Consider the following 21,214-nt stretch of genomic DNA (forward strand, 5'->3'; position numbering starts at 1 on the left):
GTCCAGCGACCGAGGGGGAGGTTCCGTGTCCTATCCGCCGACCGGCAGCGCGGCACCGCCCGCTCCGCCGCCGGCCCCGGAGCCGGCGGCGACCGGCACGCCCGGCGCCGAGCCCCCGCCGCCGTCCGGCGAACGCGCCGTATGGGCCGAAGGGCTGCGCCGGCTGCGCGCCGCGGCGACCACCGAGCCGGGCCGGCTGCGCATCATCGGCGCCGTACTCGCCGCGCTGGTCGTGCTGTTCGGCGCGCTGACCGCCTGGCAGGTCACGGACCGGTCGGCCGCCGCGAGCGACGTCCTGGAGAGCAGCCAGCCGCTGAGCCGGGACGCGGCCGACATCTACCGCTCGCTGGCGGACGCCGACACCACGGCCGCCGGCGGCTTCCTGGCCGGCGACCGGGAGAGCGCGGCGTCCCGCAAGCGCTACACCGACGACATCGCCACCGCAGCCCGGCTGCTGGTCCGCGCGTCCGCCAACTCGCAGGGCTCGGCGACGGCCCGCGAAGAGATCGAGCGGCTGAACAACGGCCTGCCGCGGTACACGGGCCTGGTGGAGACCGCACGGATGTACAACCGCCAGGGCCTGCCGGTGGGCGGCGCCTACCTCCAGTACGCCAACGACCGGATGCGCACCCAACTGCTGCCGGCGGCGCGCCGGCTCTACGTCACCGAGACCGGCCGGCTCGACGCCGACCACGACGACGCCACCGCCTGGCCCTGGGTGGCGCTGGCCGCCGGGGTGCTGGCCGTCGGCGGGCTCGGCTGGGCGCAGCGCCGCACCTATCTGCGGACGAACCGGGTGTTCAACCGCGGGCTGCTGATCGCCACGGCCGCGTCCGCGGTGGCGCTGCTGTGGACGGTGGGCGGGCACGCGGTCGCCCGCGCGGGCCTGGACGACTCCATCGAGCACGGCGCCAGGTCGCTGCGGGTGCTGAACGAGGCGCGCATCGCGACGCTGCAGGCGCGCGGCGACGAGAACCTGACGCTGGTGGCGCGCGGCGGCAAGGTCACCGGCCCCGACCAGCGGGACTTCTACGAGGTGGAGTACGCCGCGGGCATGCGGGACCTGGCCGGTACGGGGCAGGGCAGCGACGCGGCGGTGGGCGGCAAGCTGCGGGAGGCGCTGGCCCTCGCGGACGACGAGGCCGGCCGCGCGCCGGTGCGGGACGCCCTGAAGAACGTACGGGAGTGGCAGTCCCGGCACGCCGAGGCCCGTGCGGAGAACGACCGCGGCGACTACCAGGGCGCGCTGGCGAAGGTCATCGGCACCGACCGGCCCACGAAGGAGTCCTTCGACAAGGTGGAGGCGGCGCTGCAGCAGGCGCTCCGGCACGAGCAGGCCCAGTTCCGGGACGCGGCGGAGGGCGGCCGGCGCGCGCTGACCGGGCTGGCCGGGGGCGCCGCCGTGCTGGCCGTACTGGCCGCCGCCGGCGCGGTGCTGGGCATCGGCCGCAGGCTGTCGGAGTACCGGTGACGGGAGCGGGGATGGGCATGCGCGCGCGAATGGCGGACCTCGGCTCCGCGCTGGCTCCGGTGGCCGCGGGCATGGGGGTGATGGCGGCCGCGGCGGCGGTACTGGTGCCGGTGCTCAGCGGCGCCCCCGCCATACCGCCCCGGCCGCACGTCCCGGAGCCGCCCCGTACCGCCGTGGCCGCGCCCGCCGCCACCGGCTGCACGGAGGAGAACGCCGCGGAGAGCCTGCGCCCCTCCGACGCCGACGGCGACGCGGTGCAGCGGATCAAGAAGGCGGGCCGGCTGGTCGTCGGCGTCGACCAGAACAGCTACCGCTGGGGCTACCGCGACCCCGACAACCCCCGGAACCTCATCGGCTTCGACATCGACCTGGCGAAGGCCATCGCCAAGGACATCCTCGGACCGCACCCGCACATCGTGTACCGCGCCATCCCCACCAACCAGCGCATCGACGCCGTACGGCAGCGCAGGGTGGACATGGTGGTGCGCACGATGACGATCAACTGCGAGCGCAAGGCGCAGGTCGCCTTCTCCACCTCCTACTTCAAGGCCGGCCAGCAGGTGCTCGCGCCGAAGAGGTCGTCGATCGACGCGTTCGACGACTCGCTGCGGGGAAAGAAGATCTGCACGGCGAGGGGATCGACGGGCGAGCAGCAGTTGAAACGGGAGGACCACGGCGCGGCGGTCATGACCGTGCCGAACCAGCTCGACTGCCTGGTGCGGCTCCAGCTGGGCGAGGCCGACGCCGTCGTGACGGACAGCGCGCTGGCCGCCGGCCAGGCCGCGCAGGACCCGACCGTCGAGCTCAAGGGCGAGCCGTTCAGCACGGACATGTACGGCGTGGCGATGAACAAGGAGGACGAGGACCTGGTGCGGCGGGTGAACAAGGTGCTGGAGGAGTACCGCGAAGGCGGCGCCGACAGCCCCTGGACGCACGCGTACGACAAGTGGCTCAAGGCCGACCTGCCGGGTGTCTCCGGCCCGCCGGCCCCGCAGTACAGCGACTGACCGGCCCGGCCGGACACGCCCCGCGTCCGGCCGTCCGCAGCGCACCGCACGCACTTTGGAGAGGTGATCGATGGGGGTCCCTGGACCCGCCCCGGCCATGAGCCGCGACGAGGTGGACCGCGCCCTCGGCAGGCTCGGCGCCGAGCACGAGGCGATCGAGACCTCCCTGCTGGCACTGCAGGACCACGCGGGCCGCCGCCTCCTGGAAGGCGCCGAACTGACCGGGGTCACCAAGGACCGCTGGGCGACGGCCGAGCGGCAGATCACCGTGCTCTGGGCGCACTTCGAGGCGTACACCGCGGCGCTGGAGGCCGCCCGCGAGCTGCGCGCCCGCCGCCGCTGGCTCTCCCAGGACGACCTGGCCACCCTCACCGACATGCTGCGCGGCAACGGCGTCACCGTCTCCGGCGGATCGGCCGCCGGCAGCCCCGGCCGGCTCAGCGAACAGCTCAGCCTGGAGACGCTGGTCGACCGGATGAACGGGCTGTACGCGCGCGCCCTGGACGTCATCGTCAGCGCCGACTCCGTATGGACCGCGCTGCCCGCCCGCATCGACCTGCTCGCCGCCGAACTGCGCCGCACCCGCTCCCTCGCGCACTCCGTCGGCGTCCGCCCCGGCGAACACCCCTCCGGCGACGACCTGGAGGACATCACCGGCGAACTGGACCGGCTGCGCGCCGAAGTGCTCACCGACCCGCTCGCCTTCTGGGTGCCCGCCACCGACGCCAGCGCCGCGCCCGGTGGCGGCCGCCCCGACACCGACCGGTACGACCGTGCCGCGCGCGCCCTGGAGGACGTCCGGCGCGAGATCGAGGCGGTCCTCGCCGTGCGACAGGACGCCGAGCGGCGGCTGATGCAGGTGCGCGACCTGCTCTCGCGCGCCGACCGTACGCTCACCGAGGCGCGGCAGGCGCGCGGCGAGGTGCTGGCGAAGATCGCCGCATCCGAGGTGCCGGCCGTCTCCGGCCCGTCCACCACGCTGCACGAACAGCTCGCCACCGCCGCCGAGTACCGCAGACGCGCCCGGTGGCACCTGCTGTCGCCGCTGCTGGAGAGCCTGGAGGAGCGCGCCGAGGAGGAGCTGCTGCGCGCCCGCGAGTCGCTGACCGCGGTGACCGCGCCACTGGCCGTCCGCGCCGAGCTGCGCGGCCGGCTCGACGCGTACAAGGCCAAGGTGGCGCGGCACGGCCTGGCCGAGGACCTGCTGCTGGTCGAGCGGTACGACATCGCCCGCCGGATGCTGTGGAGCGCGCCCTGCGACCTGCGCGCCGCCGAACACGCCGTACTGCGCTACCAGCACGCGGTGGCCGAGGCGCTGGCCGCCGGACAGCAGGACCACGAGGGGGAGTCATGACCACCGCGCCGGCCACCGCCTGCCAGCGGCAGGAGTGCGGGGGCGTGTACGAGGACGTCGGCGGCGGCGAACTGTACTGCGACACCTGCGGCATGGCGCCGGTCGTCTCGCCGACCGGCATGGTGGCCTCGCCGCCGACCGGTGTCGCGGGCGCGGCCCGCTCCTCGGCCGGGTCCGGTTCCGCGCGGGGCTCCGGCAGTACCGGCTCCGCGCCCTCCGCCCGCTCCTCCGGCTCTTCCGGCTCCCGGCGCTCGGTCTCCGGGCGCCTCTCGCGCTCCCTGTCCGGGCCGTCGACCCAGCTGGTGTCCGTACGCAGCGGAAGCTCGGGGCAGGGCTCGTCGTCCGGCTCCGGATCCGGCTCCGGCGCGGGGCGCGGGCGGCTCGGCGCCGGGCTGGTGGCGGTGCCGGACGTGCCGCGGCCCGACCCCCGCGCGGTGGTGCTGGAGAACCCCGAGGTCCCCGAGCGCAAGCGGTTCTGCAGCCGGAGCGACTGCGGGGCGCCGGTGGGCCGGGCACGCAGCGGACGCCCCGGCCGTACGGAGGGGTTCTGCACCAAGTGCGGCCACCCGTACAGCTTCGTGCCGAAGCTGCGCGCCGGTGACGTGGTGCACGGCCAGTACGAGGTCGCCGGCTGCCTGGCGCACGGCGGCCTGGGCTGGATCTACCTCGCGGTGGACCGGGCGGTCGCCGACCGGTGGGTGGTGCTCAAGGGCCTGCTGGACACCGGCGACGAGGAGGCGCTCGCGGTCGCGGTCTCCGAGCGCCGCTTCCTCGCCGAGATCGAGCACTCCAACATCGTGCGGATCTACAACTTCGTCGAACACCTCGACCAGGCGACGGGCAGCCTCGACGGCTACATCGTCATGGAGTACGTCGGCGGCAAGTCCCTCAAGGAGATCGCCAACGAGCGGCGCACGCCCCAGGGCCGGCGCGACCCGCTCCCGGTCGAGCAGGCCTGCGCGTACGGCATCGAGGCACTGGCGGCGCTGGGCCACCTGCACAGCCGCAACCTGCTGTACTGCGACTTCAAGGTCGACAACGCCATCCAGCAGGACGACCAGCTCAAGCTGATCGACATGGGCGCGGTGCGCCGGATGGACGACCACGAGAGCGCGATCTACGGCACGGTCGGCTACCAGGCACCCGAGGTCGCCGAGGTCGGCCCGTCCGTCGCCTCCGACCTCTACACCGTCGCGCGCACCCTCGCCGTCCTCACCTTCGACTTCCAGGGCTACACCAACGTCTTCGCGGACTCCCTGCCGGACCCCGAGCACATCGAGGTCTTCCGCCGGTACGAGTCCTTCTACCGGCTGCTCGTCCGGGCCACCGACCCCGACCCGGCCCGCCGGTTCGCCTCCGCCGAGGAGATGGCCGAGCAGCTGACGGGCGTACTGCGGGAGGTCGTGGCGCTGCAGAGCGGCGAGCAGCGGCCCGCGCTGTCCCAGCTGTTCGGCCCCGAACTGCGCGTCGTGGACACCGAGCTGATGCCGGTCGTGGAGGGCGACACCTCGCTGCTGGGCGGCCGGGCCACCCCGCCCCGCCGCCGGTTCCGGCGCCGGCAGCAGGCCGCTGCGCTCCCGGGCCGGGGCCCTTCGGCGGGGCTCGTGGGCGCCGCTCCGGCCACGCCGTCGATCCCGGCGCAGGTGTCGTACGAGGTCTCCCCGCTGCCCGGCCACGGGAGCCCGCCCGTGCTGCGCGCCCTGGACACGTCGGCCACCGTGCTGGCGCTGCCCGCGCCGCGGGTGGACCCCGGCGACCCGAACGCCGGCTTCCTCGCCGGCCTGCTGGCCGCGGCGCCCGCCGAACTGGTCGCCGCACTCCGCTCGGCGCCCGCCGATTCGCTGGAGGTCCGGCTGCGCGACCTGCGGGCCCGGCTGGAGATGGGCGACGGGCCCGAGGCCCGGCGGGTGCTGCGGGAGATCGAGACGGACCCGCTGGCCGAGTGGGCGTCGGACTGGCGGGTGGTCTGGAACCGCGGCCTGGTGGCCCTGGCCGCCGGCGACAAGGAAACGGCGGCGCTGTCCTTCGACGCGGTGTACGACGCGTTCCCCGGCGAGCCCGCGCCCAAGCTGGCGCTGGGCGTCTGCGCCGAGGTGCTGGGCCAGCTGGACAACGCCGCCGAGTACTACCACCTGGTGTGGACCACCGACCACAGCTACGTGAGCGCGGCGTTCGGGCTGGCCCGGGTGCGGCTCGCGGCCGGTGACCGGGCGGGCGCGGTGCGTGCGCTGGAGGCCGTTCCCGAGTCCTCGATCCACTTCACCGCGGCCCGCATCGCCGCGGTACGGGCCCGGCTGCGGCAGCGCCCGGCCGGCGAACCGCTGCTGGCCGACCTCCGGGCCGCGGCCCGGGAGATCGAGCGGCTGGCGGACTTCGGCCTGGACGCGCAGCGCCGCGAGACGCTGACCACGGAAGTGCTGGGCTGCGCCCTGGACTGGGTGCTGTCCGGGCGTACCGGGGAGCGGGTGCCCGGCACGCCGGAGGCGGAGCGGCCGGCGGACGGCCGCCCGGCGCTGCTCGGCTGTGCGCTGGACGAGCGCGGACTGCGCTTCGGCCTGGAGCGGTCCTACCGGCTGCTCGCCAGGCTGGCCCAGCGCGGTGATGAGAGGATCGAACTGGTGGAGCGGGCCAACCGCTTCCGCCCCAGGACGTGGGTGTGAGATGGCAGTGACAGGTCCTTCCCGGTGCCCGGGCTGTGGCGAGCCGCTGGAGTCGGGGGACAACTTCTGCGGCGTGTGCGGAGCCGACCTCTCCGGCACGGCGGACGGGAACGCCGCGGCCGGGGACCACCCGACGCTCGCGCTGACCCCGCAGGGCGCCCCTCGGACGGCGCCCGGTGACGGGGTGCCCGGCGGCGCGTACGGCGGGCCCGGGGCCGGGCTGCCCGACGAGGCGTACCGGGCGGCGCCCCCGCCCGCGCCGGAGACCCGGCTGCCGGACGCCGGCGTCCCCGCCGACCCCCGCGAGACCCTCGCCGTCCCGACCTGCGTGGCCTGCCGGACCGGCGCCGTCGACCAGGACGGCTACTGCGAGCGCTGCGGCCACGCCCAGCCCCGCGAGCGCGACCACTTCGAGCGGGCGCTGACGCGCGTCGCGGCGGTCAGCGACCGCGGCTATCGCCACCACCGCAACGAGGACTTCTTCGCCGTCGCGGACACGACGCTCGTCGACGGCTCCCCGGCCGTGCTCGCCGTGGTCTGCGACGGCGTCTCCTCCGCGACCCGGCCCGACGACGCGTCCCGGGCCGCGGCCGAGACGGCCGCCGAGGCGCTGGTGACGGCCCTCCCCCGGGAGCCGCAGCCGCAACAGGCCATGCACGACGCGATCGTGGCCGCCGCCAAGGCCGTCGACGCGCTCGCGGCCGCGCCCGACGGGCCGCAGGAACACGACCCGTACCGCCGCCAGAACGCGCCGGCCTGCACGCTCGTCGCGGCCGTCGCGGCGGGCGGGGTGCTGACCGTCGGCTGGATCGGCGACAGCCGGGTGTACTGGATCCCCGACGACCGCACGGCGCCCGGCGCCCGGCTCACCGAGGACGACTCCTGGGCCGCGCAGATGGTGGCGAACAACCTGATGACGGAGGCGGAGGCGTACGCCGACGAACGGGCCCACGCCATCACCGGCTGGCTCGGCGCCGACGCGTACGAACTCCAGCCGCACACCAAGGCCTTCCGGCCGGACCGCCCGGGCGTGGTCGTGGTGTGCACCGACGGCCTGTGGAACTACACCGAGGCCGCGGACGAACTGGCCGCCGTGCTGCCCCTGGACGCGGGCGAACGCCCGCTGGACGGCGCCCGAACGCTGGTGCACCACGCTCTGGACAGCGGGGGCCACGACAACGTAACAGTGGCCGTGGTGCCGTTCCCGGCCCCCGTACGCGGGGCAGGATCGGCCTGAGCCACCGCGGCGACGCCGCGGCACAGCAACGCGGTACGAACAACGAGCAACGAGCAACGAGCAACAAATGGTCCGGCACCTGGGGAGGTGCCGACGGGGGGACGGCCTGGGGTACTTCCGCCCGCCCGCATGCCGACGAGGTACGACGGAGCGCCAAGGAGCGGAACAGATGGCCAACTTCTCGAAATCCACGGTGCCGCAGTTCTCCGTGGAGGTGTACCAGAACGAGTACCTCCCCGAGGGTGGCCGCGAGGTGAACGCCATCGTCACGGTCACCGCCACCGGCGGCGGCACGTCGGGCGGCCGGCCGCTCGCCGACGCCGGGCAGCCGTCCGCCGCGCGGGGTGCGCCGGACGCCGCCGTGGTCGTCATGGTCGACTGTTCGGGCTCGATGGAGTACCCGCCGGCCAAGATGCGCAACGCGCGGGAGGCGACCGCCGCGGCGATCGACACCCTGCGGGACGGGGTGGCCTTCGCGGTGGTGGCCGGCACCCACCAGGCCGCCGAGGTCTACCCCGGCGGCGGCCGCCTCGCGGTGGCCTCACCCGCCACCCGCGGCCAGGCCAAGGAGGCGCTGCGGCGGCTGCGGTCCGGCGGCGGCACGGCGATCGGCACCTGGCTGCGGCTGGCCGACCGGCTGCTGGCCTCCTCCGACGCGGCGATCCGGCACGGCATCCTGCTCACCGACGGCCGCAACGAGCACGAGTCGTCCGAGGACCTGCGGGCCACGCTGGACGCCTGCGCCGGGCGGTTCACCTGCGACGCGCGCGGGGTGGGCACGGACTGGGAGGTCGCGGAGGTCACCGGCATCGCCTCGGCCCTGCTGGGCAGCGCCGACATCGTCGCCGATCCGGCCGGGCTGGCGGCCGACTTCACGCGGATGATGGAGACCGCGATGGGCAAGGAGGTCGCGGACGTCGGGCTGCGGGTGTGGACGCCGCAGGGCGCCGAGGTCCAGTTCGTGAAGCAGGTCGCGCCGACGGTCGAGGACCTCACCGGCCGGCGCACCGACGCCGGGCCGCGGGCCGGCGACTACCCCACCGGCTCCTGGGGCGACGAGTCCCGCGACTACCACGTGTGCGTACGGGTCCCGGACGCCGGCGTCGGCCGGGAGATGCTGGCCGCGCGGGTGGCACTGGTGCTCCCTGTGCCGAGCGGCGAGGCGCCCCGGACGCTCGCGCAAGGCCTGGTACGGGCGGTGTGGACGTCGGACCTGGCCGCATCGACGCAGATCAACCCACAGGTGGCGCACTACACGGGCCAGGCGGAACTGGCACGGGCCATCCAGCAGGGGCTGGATGCGCGTAAGTCCGGAGATATGGATGGAGCGACCGCCCGGCTCGGCCGTGCCGTACAGCTCGCGAGCGCCTCCGGCAACGAGGACACTGCGAAACTGCTTGCGAAGGTGGTGGACGTCGTCGATGCCACGACCGGTACTGTGCGGCTGAAGGCGAAGGTCGCGGAAGCGGACGAGATGACACTCGAAACACGCTCAACCAAGACTGTTCGCGTCAAAAAGTGACACCCGAGTGACGAGTGAGACGTAACGCCGTCGGAAGACGGTACGGAGGGGGACATACCGACATGCCGACCTGCCCGAACGGCCACCAGTCAGTGGCCGAAGACTGGTGCGAGGTGTGCGGCCACCGCATGGCGGGCCCTGTCGCTTCACCGCCTCCTCCGCCCCCCGGCTTCCCCGGCGCCCCGGCCGCCCCCGCGCCTCAGCAGGGCGGGTACGGCTTCCCGCCGCCCCCGCCCGGGTCAGCGCCTCCGCCGGGCGGCTACGGCTTCCCGCCGCCGCCCGGCTCCGGTCAGGCCCCCGGGCCCGGCACCGGCCAGGCCGAGCTGTGCCCGCAGTGCGGTACGCCGCGCGAGGCCATGGCGCCGTTCTGCGAGGAGTGCCGGTACAACTTCCTGACGCACTCCTCGACCTCCGCCTCGTACCCGGCGCCGCAGCAGCAGTCCGCGCCGCCGCCCGGCTTCCCGCCCCAGCCCGGCGGACCGGACCAGTACGAGTACCAGGGCTCGCGCCCCTCGCAGATGAACCGGCCCGCCGAGCCGCTCGGCCCCGGGCAGCAGTCGGGCCCCGCCGGCCCGCCGCAGCCGCCGTTCGGCGACGCGACACCCCCGCCCTACGGTGACGCGGGTCCGCCGCCCCAGCCGCAGGGCCCGCAGCCGCAGGCGCCGTCCCAGGGCGGCGACGACTGGCTGCTGCCGCCGCCCGGCGGTTCGCAGGCCCCCGGCGCGCCGCAGGGCGTGCCGCAGCAGAGCCCGCCCGGCCAGCCCGGTCCCGGTCAGCCGGGCCCTGGTCAGGCCGCCCCTGGTCAGCCCGGCCCGTACGGGCAGCCGGGGCCGCAGGGCTTCCCGCCCCAGGGGCCCGGTACGCAGGGTCCCGGTACGCAGGGGCCGGGCCCGCACGGGCCGGGGCCGCAGGGGCCCTTCGAGCAGCCCGCTCCGCCGCCTCCGCCGTACGGGCAGTCCGCGCCCCCGGCGCCGCCCGGTCCGTACGACTCGCAGCAGTCCGGCCCGTACGAGCAGCAGCAGCCGTTCCCCCAGCAGCAGCCGCCGCCGTACGACCAGCCGGGCCAGCAGGGTCAGCCGGGCCAGCAGCAGGCCGGGACCGGTGAGCAGCCGTGGCCCCCGGGCGGCGGCGCTCCCGGCCCCGCGGCGACCGGCGCCGGCTGGGTCGCGGTGATCGCCCCGGACCGTGAGTACTTCACGGCGATGATGGGTCGCAGCGGCCCGGAGGCCGCCGGCCTGAACCTGCCCGCCTACTCCCCCGAGCAGCAGCTGCCGCTCTCCGGCCAGCAGGTCACCATCGGCCGCCGTCGACACAGCACGGGCGAGTCGCCGGACATCGACCTGGCGCGGTCGCCGGAGGACCCGGGCGTCTCGCACCAGCACGCGATGCTGGTCCAGCAGCCGGACGGCGGCTGGGCCGTGGTGGACCAGAACTCCACCAACGGCACGACCATCAACGGCGGCGAGGACCCGATCCAGCCGTACGTCCCGATCCCGCTCCAGGAGGGCGACCGGGTGCACGTCGGCGCCTGGACGACGATCACGGTCCGCCGCGGCTGAGCGTGGACGACGATCACGGTCCGCGCGGCTGAGCCTGGTCGACGATCACGGTCCGCGCGGCTGAGATCCACCGCGGCTGATCCATCGCGGCTGAGGTCCACGGGGCTGAGGGCTCCGTGCCCGGACGGTCCCGTGCCGCTCGTCCGGCCCCGTCAGCCGGGGCCGGACAGCGGCCAGCGGTGCGGGCCGTCCGGCGCGTCCAGCCACGCCCACTGCCGGTCACCCGCCACCGTCACCCCGAACCGCTCCCGGTGCGGCCGGTGCGCCACGCGCCACAGCTCGTATGCCGCCTCCGGGTCCAGCGTTCCGGCGCTCAGCGTGCGCAGGAAGTGGAAGCGCTCGTCGCGCAGCGCCTCCGTCGGCAGCGCGGCGGTCGCGGCCTGCGCCCGGTCGTGCCCGTCGTCCGCCCGCGCGCCGCGGGGCCGGTCCGCTGAGCCCTCGACCGCGCCGCGCAGCCGCAGGAAGTACGCCGGAGTGGACAGGAACCGGCCCTCCGCGTGCTCCGGCCCGGTCACCCGCAGCAGGACCAGCCCGGTGGCCAGCGGCGTGAGGATCAGCCCGCCGGTCCGGCACTGCGCGACCCACGCCGGCGGCACGGACGGCAGCCGGCAGGTCGCCATGATCCGGTCGAACGGCGCCCGCTCCGGACAGCCCCGCGCGCCGTCCCCGGTGATCACCCGGGGCCGGTACCCGGCCGCCGCCAGGTGCTCCCGGGCGGGCCCGGTGATGTCCTCGTCGAGGTCCACGGTGGTGACCCGCGCGTCGCCGAGCCGGTGCGAGAGCAGCGCCGCGTTGTAGCCCGTGCCCGCGCCGACCTCCAGCACCTCGTGCCCGTCCTCGACCCGCAGCTCGTCCAGCATCGTGGCCATCAGCGACGGCTGGCTGCTGGAGGAGACCGGCTCCCCGTCGCGCACGTGCGTGGCCAGCGCGCTGTCCGCGTACGCCCCGCGCAGCCACTCCTCGCGGCGCTCCGGGTCGGGATGGTCGGCGGCCCGCCGCTCGTACCCGCCGACCACGCCCACGTAGTAGACGGGGACGAACAGATGCCGGGGCACCTCGGCGAACGCCGCCCGCCAGCGCGGGTCCGTGAGCCCGCCGCCCCGCGTGATCAGCCGTACCAGCCCGGCCCGGGCCGTCGCGGCCCCGGCGGCGTACGGATCGCTCTGTGGTCCCGTACCGTCACCGCTCATACCTCCACTGTGCTACGCACCCGCCGGTGCCGCCTTCACCGGTTTCTCCGGTCCTACGACTCCCGTACTCGGCCGGTGCGTCTGAGACCATGGAGGGGTGAACGAGATTCCGCGCGGCACGCTTCAGGACCAGACCTTCTACGAGCAGGTCGGTGGCGAGGAAACCTTCCGGCGTCTGGTGCACCGCTTCTACCAGGGCGTTGCGGAGGACCCGCTGCTCCGGCCCATGTACCCGGAGGAGGACCTCGGCCCGGCCGAGGAGCGCCTCGCGCTGTTCCTCATGCAGTACTGGGGCGGCCCGCGTACGTACAGCGAGGGCCGCGGCCACCCCCGGCTGCGGATGCGGCACATGCCCTTCACCGTCGACCGCGCGGCGCACGACGCCTGGCTGCGGCACATGCGGGACGCGGTGGACTCCCTGGAGCTGGCGCCCGAGCACGAGACCCAGCTGTGGAACTACCTCACGTACGCGGCCGCCACGATGATCAACACGGACGGCTGACGCCCACCCCCGACACACGGCAGCGGCCGGGCCCCTTCTCAGGGACCCGGCCGCTGCCGTTCGTGGCGTCGTCCGCTGCCGCTGCCGTTCGTGGCGTCGTCCGCTGCCGTCAGGCCGGGGTGACCGACAGGCCCTGGAGACCGCCCGTGCGGACGGCCACCGAGCCGTGCGGCGTACGGAACCGGAGCCAGCCGCCCGCGGCGAGCAGCGTGTACGGCTCCGGCAGGGGCCTGGCGCCCGCGGCGCCGACCACGGCGCGCGCCGGACGCAGGAAGCCCAGCGACTGCGCGGCGTGCACGGCGCGCAGCGGCAGGTGGGTGTCGCCGACCGACCGCGACCAGATCTCCCGGCCGATGCGGTCCCGCTCCGTACGGGTGCGCCGCTCGGGCGGCAGCTCCCCGTCCCGGGCCCGGAACTCGGCGACCGAGGCCGCGAGCATCCGGCCCAGCGCGTCGGGCGCGGGCAGCCCCGGCACCCGGCGCCAGCCGCCCTGCGGCGGCAGCACCCCGGCCCACGGCGGGCCGGTGACCGCGGCGGGGACGGTGAGCTTGCCCGCCGGCTCCTCGATGCCGTCGAGCAGTTCGCCGGCCGAGACGGTGACGTCCAGCCGTACCGGCTCCGCGAGGCGCGCCGTACGGATGGCCAGTACCTCGAAGGACGGCGGCCGGCCGAAGACGGCGAGCACGCCGCCGTCACCGGACCCGCCGGCGGGTGCTGCCTGCAGGCGCACCGCCGCGGCCCGGTCGTAGTGCAGCAGCCGGGACAGGAAGGCGGCGAGGTCCGCCGCCTCCCCGTCGTCGGCCAGGCGCAGGACCGTCATGCGGCGACGGCCTCCGAGCGGTCGGCGCCGTCGTTCCCGCCGTCGGCGTCGTCCGTGTACTGCTGCAGGAACGCCTTCTCCTCGGCGCTGATGCGCCGCGGGCGCCCCGCTTCGAGGTCGTACGGCACCACGATGGTCGAGGCCCGTACGTACACCGTTTCTTCCTGGTCCGGGCCGGCGGGGTCCTTGATTTCGTACTGGATGGTCAGCGACGCCGCGCTGATCCGGGTCACCCAGGACTCGATGGTCACCGGCGCGTGCCGGTGGACCAGCGGGCGCACGTAGTCGATCTCGTGCCGGGCCACGACGGACCCGCCGGAGAACGACGGGCTGCCGTCCCCCGGTGCCAGCCGGAACATGAAGTCGATCCGCGCCTCTTCGAGGTAGCGCAGGAAGACCACGTTGTTGACGTGGCCGAACGCATCCATGTCCGCCCAGCGCAGCGGGCAGGAGTAGACGTGTCGCACGCGATCAGCCTCAGCCTCGGGTCAGCTTCTTGTAGGTGGCGCGGTGCGGACGGGCGGCGTCCGGGCCGAGCCGCTCGATCTTGTTCTTCTCGTAGGACTCGAAGTTGCCCTCGAACCAGAACCACTTGGACTCGCCCTCGTACGCCAGGATGTGCGTGGCGACGCGGTCCAGGAACCAGCGGTCGTGGGAGACGACCACGGCGCAGCCGGGGAACTCCAGCAGCGCGTTCTCCAGCGAGGACAGGGTCTCGACGTCGAGGTCGTTGGTCGGCTCGTCGAGGAGCAGCAGGTTGCCGCCCTGCTTGAGCGTCAGCGCCAGGTTGAGGCGGTTGCGCTCACCACCCGACAGCACGCCGGCCGGCTTCTGCTGGTCCGGGCCCTTGAAGCCGAACGCGGAGACGTACGCGCGGGACGGCATCTCGACCTGGCCCACGTTGATGTAGTCCAGCTCGTCCGACACCACGGCCCACAGGGTCTTCTTGGGGTCGATGTTGGACCGGTTCTGGTCCACGTACGAGATCTTGACCGTGTCGCCGACCTTGATCGAACCGGAGTCCGCGGACTCCAGCCCCTGGATCATCTTGAACAGCGTGGTCTTACCGGCACCGTTCGGGCCGATGACGCCGACGATGCCGTTGCGCGGCAGCGTGAACGACAGGTCGTCGATGAGGACCTTGTCCCCGAACGCCTTCGAGAGGTGCTCGACCTCGACGACGATGTTGCCCAGGCGCGGGCCCGGCGGGATCTGGATCTCCTCGAAGTCCAGCTTCCGGGTCTTCTCCGCCTCGGCCGCCATCTCCTCGTACCGGGTCAGGCGCGCCTTGGACTTGGCCTGCCGGCCCTTGGCGTTGGAGCGCACCCAGTCCAGCTCGTCCTTCAGGCGCTTCGCCCGCTTGGCGTCCTTCTGGCCCTCGACCTTCAGGCGCGCGGCCTTCTTGTCCAGGTAGGTGGAGTAGTTGCCCTCGTACGGGTGGGCGCGGCCACGGTCCAGCTCCAGGATCCACTCGGCCACGTTGTCGAGGAAGTACCGGTCGTGGGTGACGGCGACGACGGTGCCGGCGTACTGCGCGAGGTGCTGCTCCAGCCACTGCACGGACTCGGCGTCCAGGTGGTTGGTGGGCTCGTCGAGGAGCAGCAGGTCGGGGGCCTCCAGGAGGAGCTTGCAGAGCGCGACGCGGCGCTTCTCACCACCGGAGAGGTTGGTGACGCCCCAGTCGCCGGGCGGGCAGCCCAGCGCGTCCATGGCCTGCTCCAGCTGAGTGTCCAGGTCCCAGGCGTTGGCGTGGTCCAGGTCCTCCTGGAGCTTGCCCATCTCGTCCATGAGCGCGTCGCTGTAGTCGGTCGCCATGAGCTCGGCGACCTCGTTGAAGCGCTTGAGCTTGTCCATGATCTCGCGGGCGCCGTCCTGGACGTTCTCCAGCACCGTCTTGGACTCGTCCAGCGGCGGCTCCTGCTGGAGCATCCCGACGGTGTAACCCGGCGACAGGAACGCGTCGCCGTTGGACGGCTGCTCCAGGCCCGCCATGATCTTCAGAACCGTGGACTTACCGGCACCGTTGGGGCCCACGACACCGATCTTGGCGCCCGGGTACATGCTCAGGGTGACGTCGTCGAGGATCACCTTGTCGCCGTGCGCCTTGCGCGCCTTGCGCATGGTGTAAATGAACTCAGCCAAGAGAAACCGTCCGGCAGTCTGGATCTGGAAGTGGGCAGTACTACCCATCTTGCCGTACGCCGGTCCCCCGACGAAAACGAGTAACGGCCCCACACCGAAGAGCACGGACGCTCGGGCCCCCTGAGGGAGGCCCGGGGGACGCCGGGGAGCGCGGAGGGGCGTCGGGGAGCGCCCGTGGGCGTCGGGAAAGGTCGGGGTGGCGCTGGGGAACGCGGAGGGGCGTCGGGGAGCGCCCGTGGGGTCGGAGAGCGCCCGGGGGTCGGGAAAGGTCGGGGTGGCGCTGGGGAGCGCGGAGGGGCGTCGGGGGACGTCGGGGAGCGCCAGGATCGTCGGGAAGCTTCGCTCGGGCGGGGGCAGGGACGGGGCAGCGGCGAGTCGCGGGGAGGGGGAGGAGGGGTAGGCGCTGGGGCGCGCGGCGTGAAGCGCGGGCGGCCTCGGCCCGAGCCCCGAGGGTGCGGCAGCCCGGGCCGATGGGCTACGGGTAGGCGACGGCCCCGGGCGCCTGGGGCGCTCCGGGGCCGGGCCTACTGCGCTACTGCCTACTGCTCGCGATGAGGGCTACTCACCGCGGGTCACACCGTTGTCACTGCGTGACGCCGGCCTTCTTCTTGCGGAGGAAGAACACCGCCGCACCACCGATCACGACCAGCGCGACCGCGACGCCCGCGATCATCGGCGTGGCGCTGCTGGAACCGGTCTCGGCCAGGTCACCACCGGTGTCACCGGCCGAGTCGCCACCCGTGCCGCCGGCCGACGCCGGGCTCGGGTGCGCGGACGGGGCCGGGGTGCTGCCACCGTTGCCGGCGGTCTTGCAGTCCAGGACGCCGGTGAACTTCTTCGAGAAGCCGTTGTCACCCTTGACCGTGATCTCGTACGACTGGTCCTCGGCGACCGGCACGGTCACCGTCTCGGACTTGCCGGGCGCGACCTCGTAGTCCTTGCCGCCGAGCTGGAAGTGGAATGCCTCGTCACCCTTGTTGCTGGCGGTGACGTCGACGCCGCCCTTCGCGCAGTCCTTCTCCGCCGTCACGGCCGGAACCGCGCCCTGCTTCGCCCAGGAAGCGGTGGCCACGGCGGAGACGGTGGACTCGCTGGAGCCCGCGAGGATCTGCGTCTGGCTCTTGGCGTGCTCACCGACGCCGGTGAACGCGCGACCGACCGGCACCTTCGTGGCGGCCTGGACGGTCAGCGAGGTGGAACCGTCTTCCGCGCCGGCCGGCACGTCGAAGAACAGCTGCGAGCCGTTCGGCGCGCTGGTGACCGGCTTGCCGCTCTTGTCGACGACCTTCACGCCGGACGGGACGTCCGCCGCCGGGGTGACCGTCGCGCTCTGCGCGTTGGTGTGCACCGTGACCGGGCCGAGCTTGCTGCCGGACTTGCCGGAGACGGCCGGCGGGTCGAGCGTCAGGGAGGCGGTCGGCTCCTCCAGGTTCTGCGCGCTCTTCTCCAGGTAGTCCGCCAGCTTCTCCGCCGCCGGGTCGACCGCGTCGACCTTGACGTGGTCGGAGAAGCGCCAGATCGCGACCTGCGTACCGGCCGCCGCGGTCTTCTCGGTGAGCGTCCCGGCACCGGCCTTCTGCGCGAGCGCGGCCAGGTCGTTCACCTGCGGGTAGGAGTTCTGCAGGATCCAGCGGATCTTGCCGGCGTCGCTGTTGTTGTGCAGCGACGACTGGCTCCAGGGCACTTCCTGGTACTTGGCCTGGTTCTGCGTCGGGTTGTGGATGTCGATGCAGTACGTCTGGAGCGCACCGCCCTTGTCGACAGCCATCTCGAAGAGCCCGGCACCGATCTTCTGGTTCCGGCCGTTGTCGTGGATGACGGCCTGGTCGTAGACCTTCAGGCCGCCGAGCGTGGCGGTGACGCCGCTGTGCGCCGGGGGCGCGTCATCCGCGACAGCAGGCCCCGCGGTGGCTATCGCGCCCGCCGCGGCAAGGCCCGAGGCCAGGACCGCGGCGGCAAGGCGGGCCGCACCGCGCCTCTTCACAGAAATCATGAAATTCCCCTCTGGGCGAGGCAGGTCGATTGGGAGGTGGCCTCGCCGGAAAGAACCGAGAACTCAACAGCTGAACGGAACGAACAGCCCCCGTGAGTCACTCGTGATGATCAGCCCCCGTGAGTCACTCGTGGATCCTAGAGAGCGAGCGCAACAGCGTCCCCAGTGATGCCGTGAGACAAGCGATCCGAATCGCAATCGTTACCGAACAAGGCGCCGCTGACCTGGGATTATCGACAAATCCCCGGGGATAATTCAGGACACTGACACCTTCTCCGGCGAATCACTTCCCACCGCGGAAGCATCGATTCCGGCCAGTGATTCGTCATTTCCCTCTCCGGAGCGCCCAGTTCCGCTCGTGAAGACACCACTTTCCGGGCGGTGGCCGCCAGTTGTCATGGCCCGCGCCTCATCGCCGGTCTCTGCGGCGGAACTTCCGAATGCGGCTGTGCCTGGGGACGCGGGTGTGGGCTTGAGACCGGATGCGGGTGTGGGCTCGGGGTCGGATGTGGGTGTGGGCCTGCGGTCGGATGCGGGTGTGGGCTTGGGATCGGATGCGGGTGTGGGCCTGAGGTCGGATGCGGGTGTGGACTTGGGGTCGGATGCGGGTGTCGGCGTGAGTGTGGGTGTCGAGGCGGAGGTGGCCGCGTCGACGTCCATGCCAGAGAAGGCCGTCGCCCGGGCGGCGCGGCGGAAGGCGGCGGTGCCGCGGGTGAGATCGTGTCCGATCGATACGGCATCGACCTCCGCCGCGAACCAACGACCGCCACCGCGCTCCGGTGGATTCTCCCCCTCGCGCACCGTCAACCTCCCCCGTACGAGGAGTGGTTCGCCGACGGCCACCGAGGCCGCGAGGTTGTCGGCGAGGGCGCGCCAGGCCCGCACGGTGTAGAAACTCGTGGGGCCGTCCGTCCAGCGGCCCTGCTCCCTGTCGAACCGGCGCGGCGTGCACGCCATCCGGAACCTCGCCGCTGCCGCGCCGTCCTTCGTATAGCGGTGCTCCACCGCCGTCGCCGCATTCCCCGTCAACGTCACCATCGTGTCGGTCATCGTCAATTCCCCCGTTGCCGTTCTGTCGCGGCCGTTCCGTTCACCTCGGCGAGCTCCGAGCCCGCCATCGGCCGCGTCGTGAAATCCATGCTGCACGGATTCGCGAAAACGCGTCGGGGGCTGTGGACAACCAGCGAACGGGACACGGGACAGGACGCCCGCCGGAGGCTGAACGGGGGCGAACGGGGGTCATGGGGAAAAGTCCGTCACTCGTATGGGTGAGCAGCAGCCCGAGCGGAGCCACGGGCTGTGGTCCGAGCGGCCGGTTTCGCGGCCGATTTCGCGGGCGGGTGTGGGGACCGAGTGTCGGGGGCGCGGGTGTCCGGTGCCGGGTGTCGGGGGGGGTAGGTGTCCGGTGCCGGGTGTCGGGGGCGCGGGTGTCAGCCGCTCGCTTCCAGCGTCCCCCGACGATCACCCCGTCGGTCACGCGCTCACGCGCTCACGCGCTCACGCGCTCACGCGCCCGCCGCCACCGCGTACTGCTCACGCACCTCCCGGTACCGCAGCAGTTCGGCCGCGACCGGCTCCAGCACCCGGGCCCGCCCGGCCCCGGCAGCCGCGGCCCGCAACTCCCGCTCGGCGTCCTGTCCGTACCGCCGCGCCGGACCACGTGCGGCCACCCCGCACAGCCAGGACAACGCGGGCCCGCCGACCGTACCGACCGTGAGCAGCGTCAGTGCCGGCAGCCAGCCTGCCCCGCCGGGCGCCCGGTCCACCCCGCACAGCAGGCCGATCAACCACAGCACGCCCAGCACCTGGAGTCCGACGAGCAGTCCCTGTCCCGCGGCGGCCACGGTCCACCACCGCGGTTTCGCCGGCGGCCCGGCCTGCAGCGCCTCGTCGGCCGCCTCCGCCGCCCGGTCCAGCGCTTCCGGCAGCCCGAGCGCTCCCTTGTCAGCCGCCTCCCGTACAGCCTGCGCCCACGGCACGGGCAGTCCCCGCGCCGCCTCGCTCGCCATGGCCCGCACGGCCTGCTCCGTAAGGGGCCGCGAAGTCTGCGCGCCGGAGCCGACCGGTACAACTGCCGCGACCGGCGCGGAGCGCGCGGAAGGCACGGACGGCACGGACGGCACGGACGGCACGGGTGCTCTGGAGACATTGGAGGTATTAGAGGCATTGGCATTGGCATTGGAGGCATCGCACGGGCTGGAGGTCCTCGGCGACGCAGCGGCCGGCCCGTACACATGCGCTTGCCCGTACACATGAGCTTGCCCGTACACGTGGGCCTGCCCGCTCACATGGGCCTGTCCGCTCACGCGGGCCTGCCCGTATGCGCGTGCGCCCGTCGCCTCTCCCGTGAGCGGGCCGCGCGGCCCAACGGCAGCGGCTTCCTTGCGTCTCGCGGCGTCCGCGCGCCAGTTCCGGAGGCGTACCCACGGGGTGGCGCAGGCGCGTTCCGCGTGGCGCAGCCAGTCACGTTCCGCGGCGCGCCCGGTCGCCGCGGAGCCCACGGCCTCGGCGAGTCGTTCCTCGAAGTCCTCACGGGCCTGTTCGGTCAGGCCGACCTGACCGTCCGCCACGTATACGGGCTGCAGCCGTTCCGCCGCCGCGTCCACGTCCGCGGCCAGGCGGCGCACCGCCGCGCCCCGCTCCCCGACGAACTCCCGCAGCATGTCCCGTAGTTCCCCGACCCCTTCTCCGGTCGCCGCGGACAGCGCGAGCACCGTGGCGCCCGGCTCGCCGTGTTCGCTGAGCGCCAGCCCGTCCTCGTCGAGCAGCCGCCGTAGATCGTCGACCACCTGGTCAGCGGCGTCGCCGGGCAGCCGGTCCACCTGGTTGAGCACTACGAACGTCACCTCGGCGTAGCCCGCCAACGGGCGCAGGTACCGCTCGTGCAGCACCGCATCCGCGTACTTCTCGGGATCCACGACCCAGATGACTGCGTCCACGATCTTCAGCAGCCGGTCGACCTGGGCGCGGTGCCCGACGGCAGCCGAGTCGTGGTCCGGCAGGTCGAGCAGTACGAGTCCGCGCAGGTCGTGGTCGGCCGCGGGGCCGCCGCCCTGCCCGGTGTCCAGGGCCACCCCCGACCCTGCGCCCTGACCGGCGTCCGGCCCGACCGCCGCGCCGGGGATGAACCGCCGCGATACGGGGATCTCCAGCCGGTGCAGCAGGGCCTCGGCTCCCGCCCGGTCGCCCGGCCACACGCAGGCCACGGGCTGCGACGTGGTCGGCCGACGCGCGGCCACTTTCGAACACGGGGCGCCGGCGAGCGCGTTGAACAGCGAAGACTTGCCGCTGCCGGTCGCCCCGGCGATCGCCACGACCGTGTGCTCGCCCGACAGCCGGCCCCGCTCGTCCGCCGCGTCCAGCACCTGCCCGGCCTCGTCCAGCGTCCGCCCGTCCAGCCGCGTCCGGGACAACCCGATCAGCTCACGCAGCGCATCGATACGGGGCTGCAGCTCGTCCTCGACGGTGCGCCGCACGGACGAAACGTGCCCGTAGGACCCATGCGGTCCGTGGGACTCGTTGGACTTGTAGGGCTCGCGGGACTCGTAAGGCTCGTAGGAGGGGGCGGCATCCCGCGTCTCCTCAGTGGTCGGCCCCACCACTCCCCCACCCGAGGCGAGCCGTGCAGCGACAGGGGCGGGCCCCGGTACCGCAGGGGCGGGCGGCGGTGCCGCAGGGGCGACCTCCGGTACGACGCGATCGCTCTCCGACACGGCACGGTATCCCTCCGCCGCGCCGGCATGACGCACAGGCCCGG

15 protein-coding genes are annotated in these 21,214 nt (G+C 73.7%); 8 read left to right on the forward strand and 7 right to left on the reverse strand.

Annotated features, from left to right (window positions below; all coding sequences use genetic code 11):
• Positions 1–25 precede the first annotated feature (25 nt).
• The 7 genes from IF20_RS21720 to IF20_RS21750 all read left to right on the forward strand — a co-directional run bounded on the left by IF20_RS21720 (position 26) and on the right by IF20_RS21750 (position 10,810).
• A complete protein-coding gene (locus tag IF20_RS21720) occupies positions 26–1,471 on the forward strand; it encodes a hypothetical protein (RefSeq protein WP_052866936.1) in 1,446 nt (481 codons plus the stop codon).
• Positions 1,472–1,488: 17 nt separating this feature from the next.
• Positions 1,489–2,478 carry a glutamate ABC transporter substrate-binding protein gene (locus IF20_RS21725; RefSeq protein ID WP_234426761.1) on the forward strand — a complete coding sequence of 330 codons (990 nt, stop codon included), beginning with the start codon at positions 1,489–1,491 and terminating at the stop codon, positions 2,476–2,478.
• Between the two features lie 97 nt (positions 2,479–2,575).
• On the forward strand, positions 2,576–3,832 hold the full coding sequence (locus IF20_RS21730) for a hypothetical protein (RefSeq protein ID WP_052866937.1): 1,257 nt from the start codon (positions 2,576–2,578) through the stop codon (positions 3,830–3,832).
• Positions 3,829–6,492 carry a serine/threonine-protein kinase gene (locus IF20_RS21735; RefSeq protein WP_052866938.1) on the forward strand — a complete coding sequence of 888 codons (2,664 nt, stop codon included), beginning with the start codon at positions 3,829–3,831 and terminating at the stop codon, positions 6,490–6,492. The genes IF20_RS21730 and IF20_RS21735 overlap by 4 nt, the downstream gene beginning before the upstream one ends.
• Before the next feature lies 1 nt (position 6,493).
• The gene (locus tag IF20_RS21740) at positions 6,494–7,729 is read left to right on the forward strand and encodes a PP2C family serine/threonine-protein phosphatase (protein ID WP_052866939.1); all 1,236 of its coding nucleotides are present in this window, start codon (positions 6,494–6,496) and stop codon (positions 7,727–7,729) included.
• Positions 7,730–7,898: 169 nt separating this feature from the next.
• A complete protein-coding gene (locus IF20_RS21745) occupies positions 7,899–9,251 on the forward strand; it encodes a vWA domain-containing protein (RefSeq protein ID WP_052866940.1) in 1,353 nt (450 codons plus the stop codon).
• A gap of 62 nt (positions 9,252–9,313) precedes the next feature.
• Positions 9,314–10,810 carry an FHA domain-containing protein gene (locus IF20_RS21750; protein ID WP_052866941.1) on the forward strand — a complete coding sequence of 499 codons (1,497 nt, stop codon included), beginning with the start codon at positions 9,314–9,316 and terminating at the stop codon, positions 10,808–10,810.
• Between the two features lie 152 nt (positions 10,811–10,962).
• On the opposite strand, the gene IF20_RS21755 is transcribed toward IF20_RS21750, so the two are convergent.
• Positions 10,963–12,000: a methyltransferase domain-containing protein gene (locus tag IF20_RS21755; protein ID WP_052866942.1), complete on the reverse strand. Its 1,038-nt coding sequence runs from the start codon at positions 11,998–12,000 to the stop codon at positions 10,963–10,965.
• A 97-nt stretch (positions 12,001–12,097) separates the two neighbouring features.
• On the opposite strand from IF20_RS21755, the gene IF20_RS21760 reads away from it, so the two are divergent.
• Complete coding sequence (locus IF20_RS21760) at positions 12,098–12,502, forward strand: globin (protein WP_052866943.1); 405 nt, start codon at positions 12,098–12,100, stop codon at positions 12,500–12,502.
• 109 nt (positions 12,503–12,611) lie between these two features.
• Here the strand turns inward: IF20_RS21760 and IF20_RS21765 are convergent, their stop codons facing one another.
• The 6 genes from IF20_RS21765 to IF20_RS21785 all read right to left on the reverse strand — a co-directional run bounded on the left by IF20_RS21765 (position 12,612) and on the right by IF20_RS21785 (position 20,933).
• On the reverse strand, positions 12,612–13,322 hold the full coding sequence (locus IF20_RS21765; RefSeq protein WP_052866944.1) for a hypothetical protein: 711 nt from the start codon (positions 13,320–13,322) through the stop codon (positions 12,612–12,614).
• Positions 13,319–13,789 carry an acyl-CoA thioesterase gene (locus tag IF20_RS21770; protein WP_110944412.1) on the reverse strand — a complete coding sequence of 157 codons (471 nt, stop codon included), beginning with the start codon at positions 13,787–13,789 and terminating at the stop codon, positions 13,319–13,321. Before IF20_RS21770 ends, IF20_RS21765 begins: the two co-directional genes overlap by 4 nt.
• 10 nt (positions 13,790–13,799) lie before the next feature.
• Positions 13,800–15,464 carry an energy-dependent translational throttle protein EttA gene (gene ettA / locus IF20_RS21775; RefSeq protein WP_052866945.1) on the reverse strand — a complete coding sequence of 555 codons (1,665 nt, stop codon included), beginning with the start codon at positions 15,462–15,464 and terminating at the stop codon, positions 13,800–13,802.
• Positions 15,465–16,047: 583 nt separating this feature from the next.
• Positions 16,048–17,457, reverse strand: coding sequence for an LAETG motif-containing sortase-dependent surface protein (locus tag IF20_RS21780; protein ID WP_052866946.1), 1,410 nt, complete (start codon positions 17,455–17,457; stop codon positions 16,048–16,050).
• 255 nt (positions 17,458–17,712) lie between these two features.
• Positions 17,713–18,507, reverse strand: a complete 795-nt coding sequence (locus IF20_RS40915; RefSeq protein WP_110944413.1) for a single-stranded DNA-binding protein — start codon at positions 18,505–18,507, stop codon at positions 17,713–17,715.
• Between the two features lie 455 nt (positions 18,508–18,962).
• A complete protein-coding gene (locus tag IF20_RS21785; protein WP_052866947.1) occupies positions 18,963–20,933 on the reverse strand; it encodes a GTPase in 1,971 nt (656 codons plus the stop codon).
• Positions 20,934–21,214 lie beyond the last annotated feature (281 nt).

Source organism: Streptomyces niger, from assembly GCF_000718305.1.
Lineage (GTDB): Bacteria > Actinomycetota > Actinomycetes > Streptomycetales > Streptomycetaceae > Streptomyces > Streptomyces niger.

Coding starts and splice junctions, on each gene's coding strand:
- IF20_RS21750 (WP_052866941.1), top strand. CDS start 9,314: ATGCCGACCTGCCCGAACGGCCACCAGTCAGTGGCCGAAGACTGGTGC.
- IF20_RS21725 (WP_234426761.1), top strand. CDS start 1,489: ATGCGCGCGCGAATGGCGGACCTCGGCTCCGCGCTGGCTCCGGTGGCC.
- IF20_RS21730 (WP_052866937.1), top strand. CDS start 2,576: ATGAGCCGCGACGAGGTGGACCGCGCCCTCGGCAGGCTCGGCGCCGAG.
- IF20_RS21735 (WP_052866938.1), top strand. CDS start 3,829: ATGACCACCGCGCCGGCCACCGCCTGCCAGCGGCAGGAGTGCGGGGGC.
- IF20_RS21745 (WP_052866940.1), top strand. CDS start 7,899: ATGGCCAACTTCTCGAAATCCACGGTGCCGCAGTTCTCCGTGGAGGTG.
- IF20_RS21765 (WP_052866944.1), bottom strand. CDS start 13,322: ATGACGGTCCTGCGCCTGGCCGACGACGGGGAGGCGGCGGACCTCGCC.
- IF20_RS21755 (WP_052866942.1), bottom strand. CDS start 12,000: ATGAGCGGTGACGGTACGGGACCACAGAGCGATCCGTACGCCGCCGGG.
- IF20_RS40915 (WP_110944413.1), bottom strand. CDS start 18,507: ATGACCGACACGATGGTGACGTTGACGGGGAATGCGGCGACGGCGGTG.
- IF20_RS21740 (WP_052866939.1), top strand. CDS start 6,494: ATGGCAGTGACAGGTCCTTCCCGGTGCCCGGGCTGTGGCGAGCCGCTG.
- IF20_RS21780 (WP_052866946.1), bottom strand. CDS start 17,457: ATGATTTCTGTGAAGAGGCGCGGTGCGGCCCGCCTTGCCGCCGCGGTC.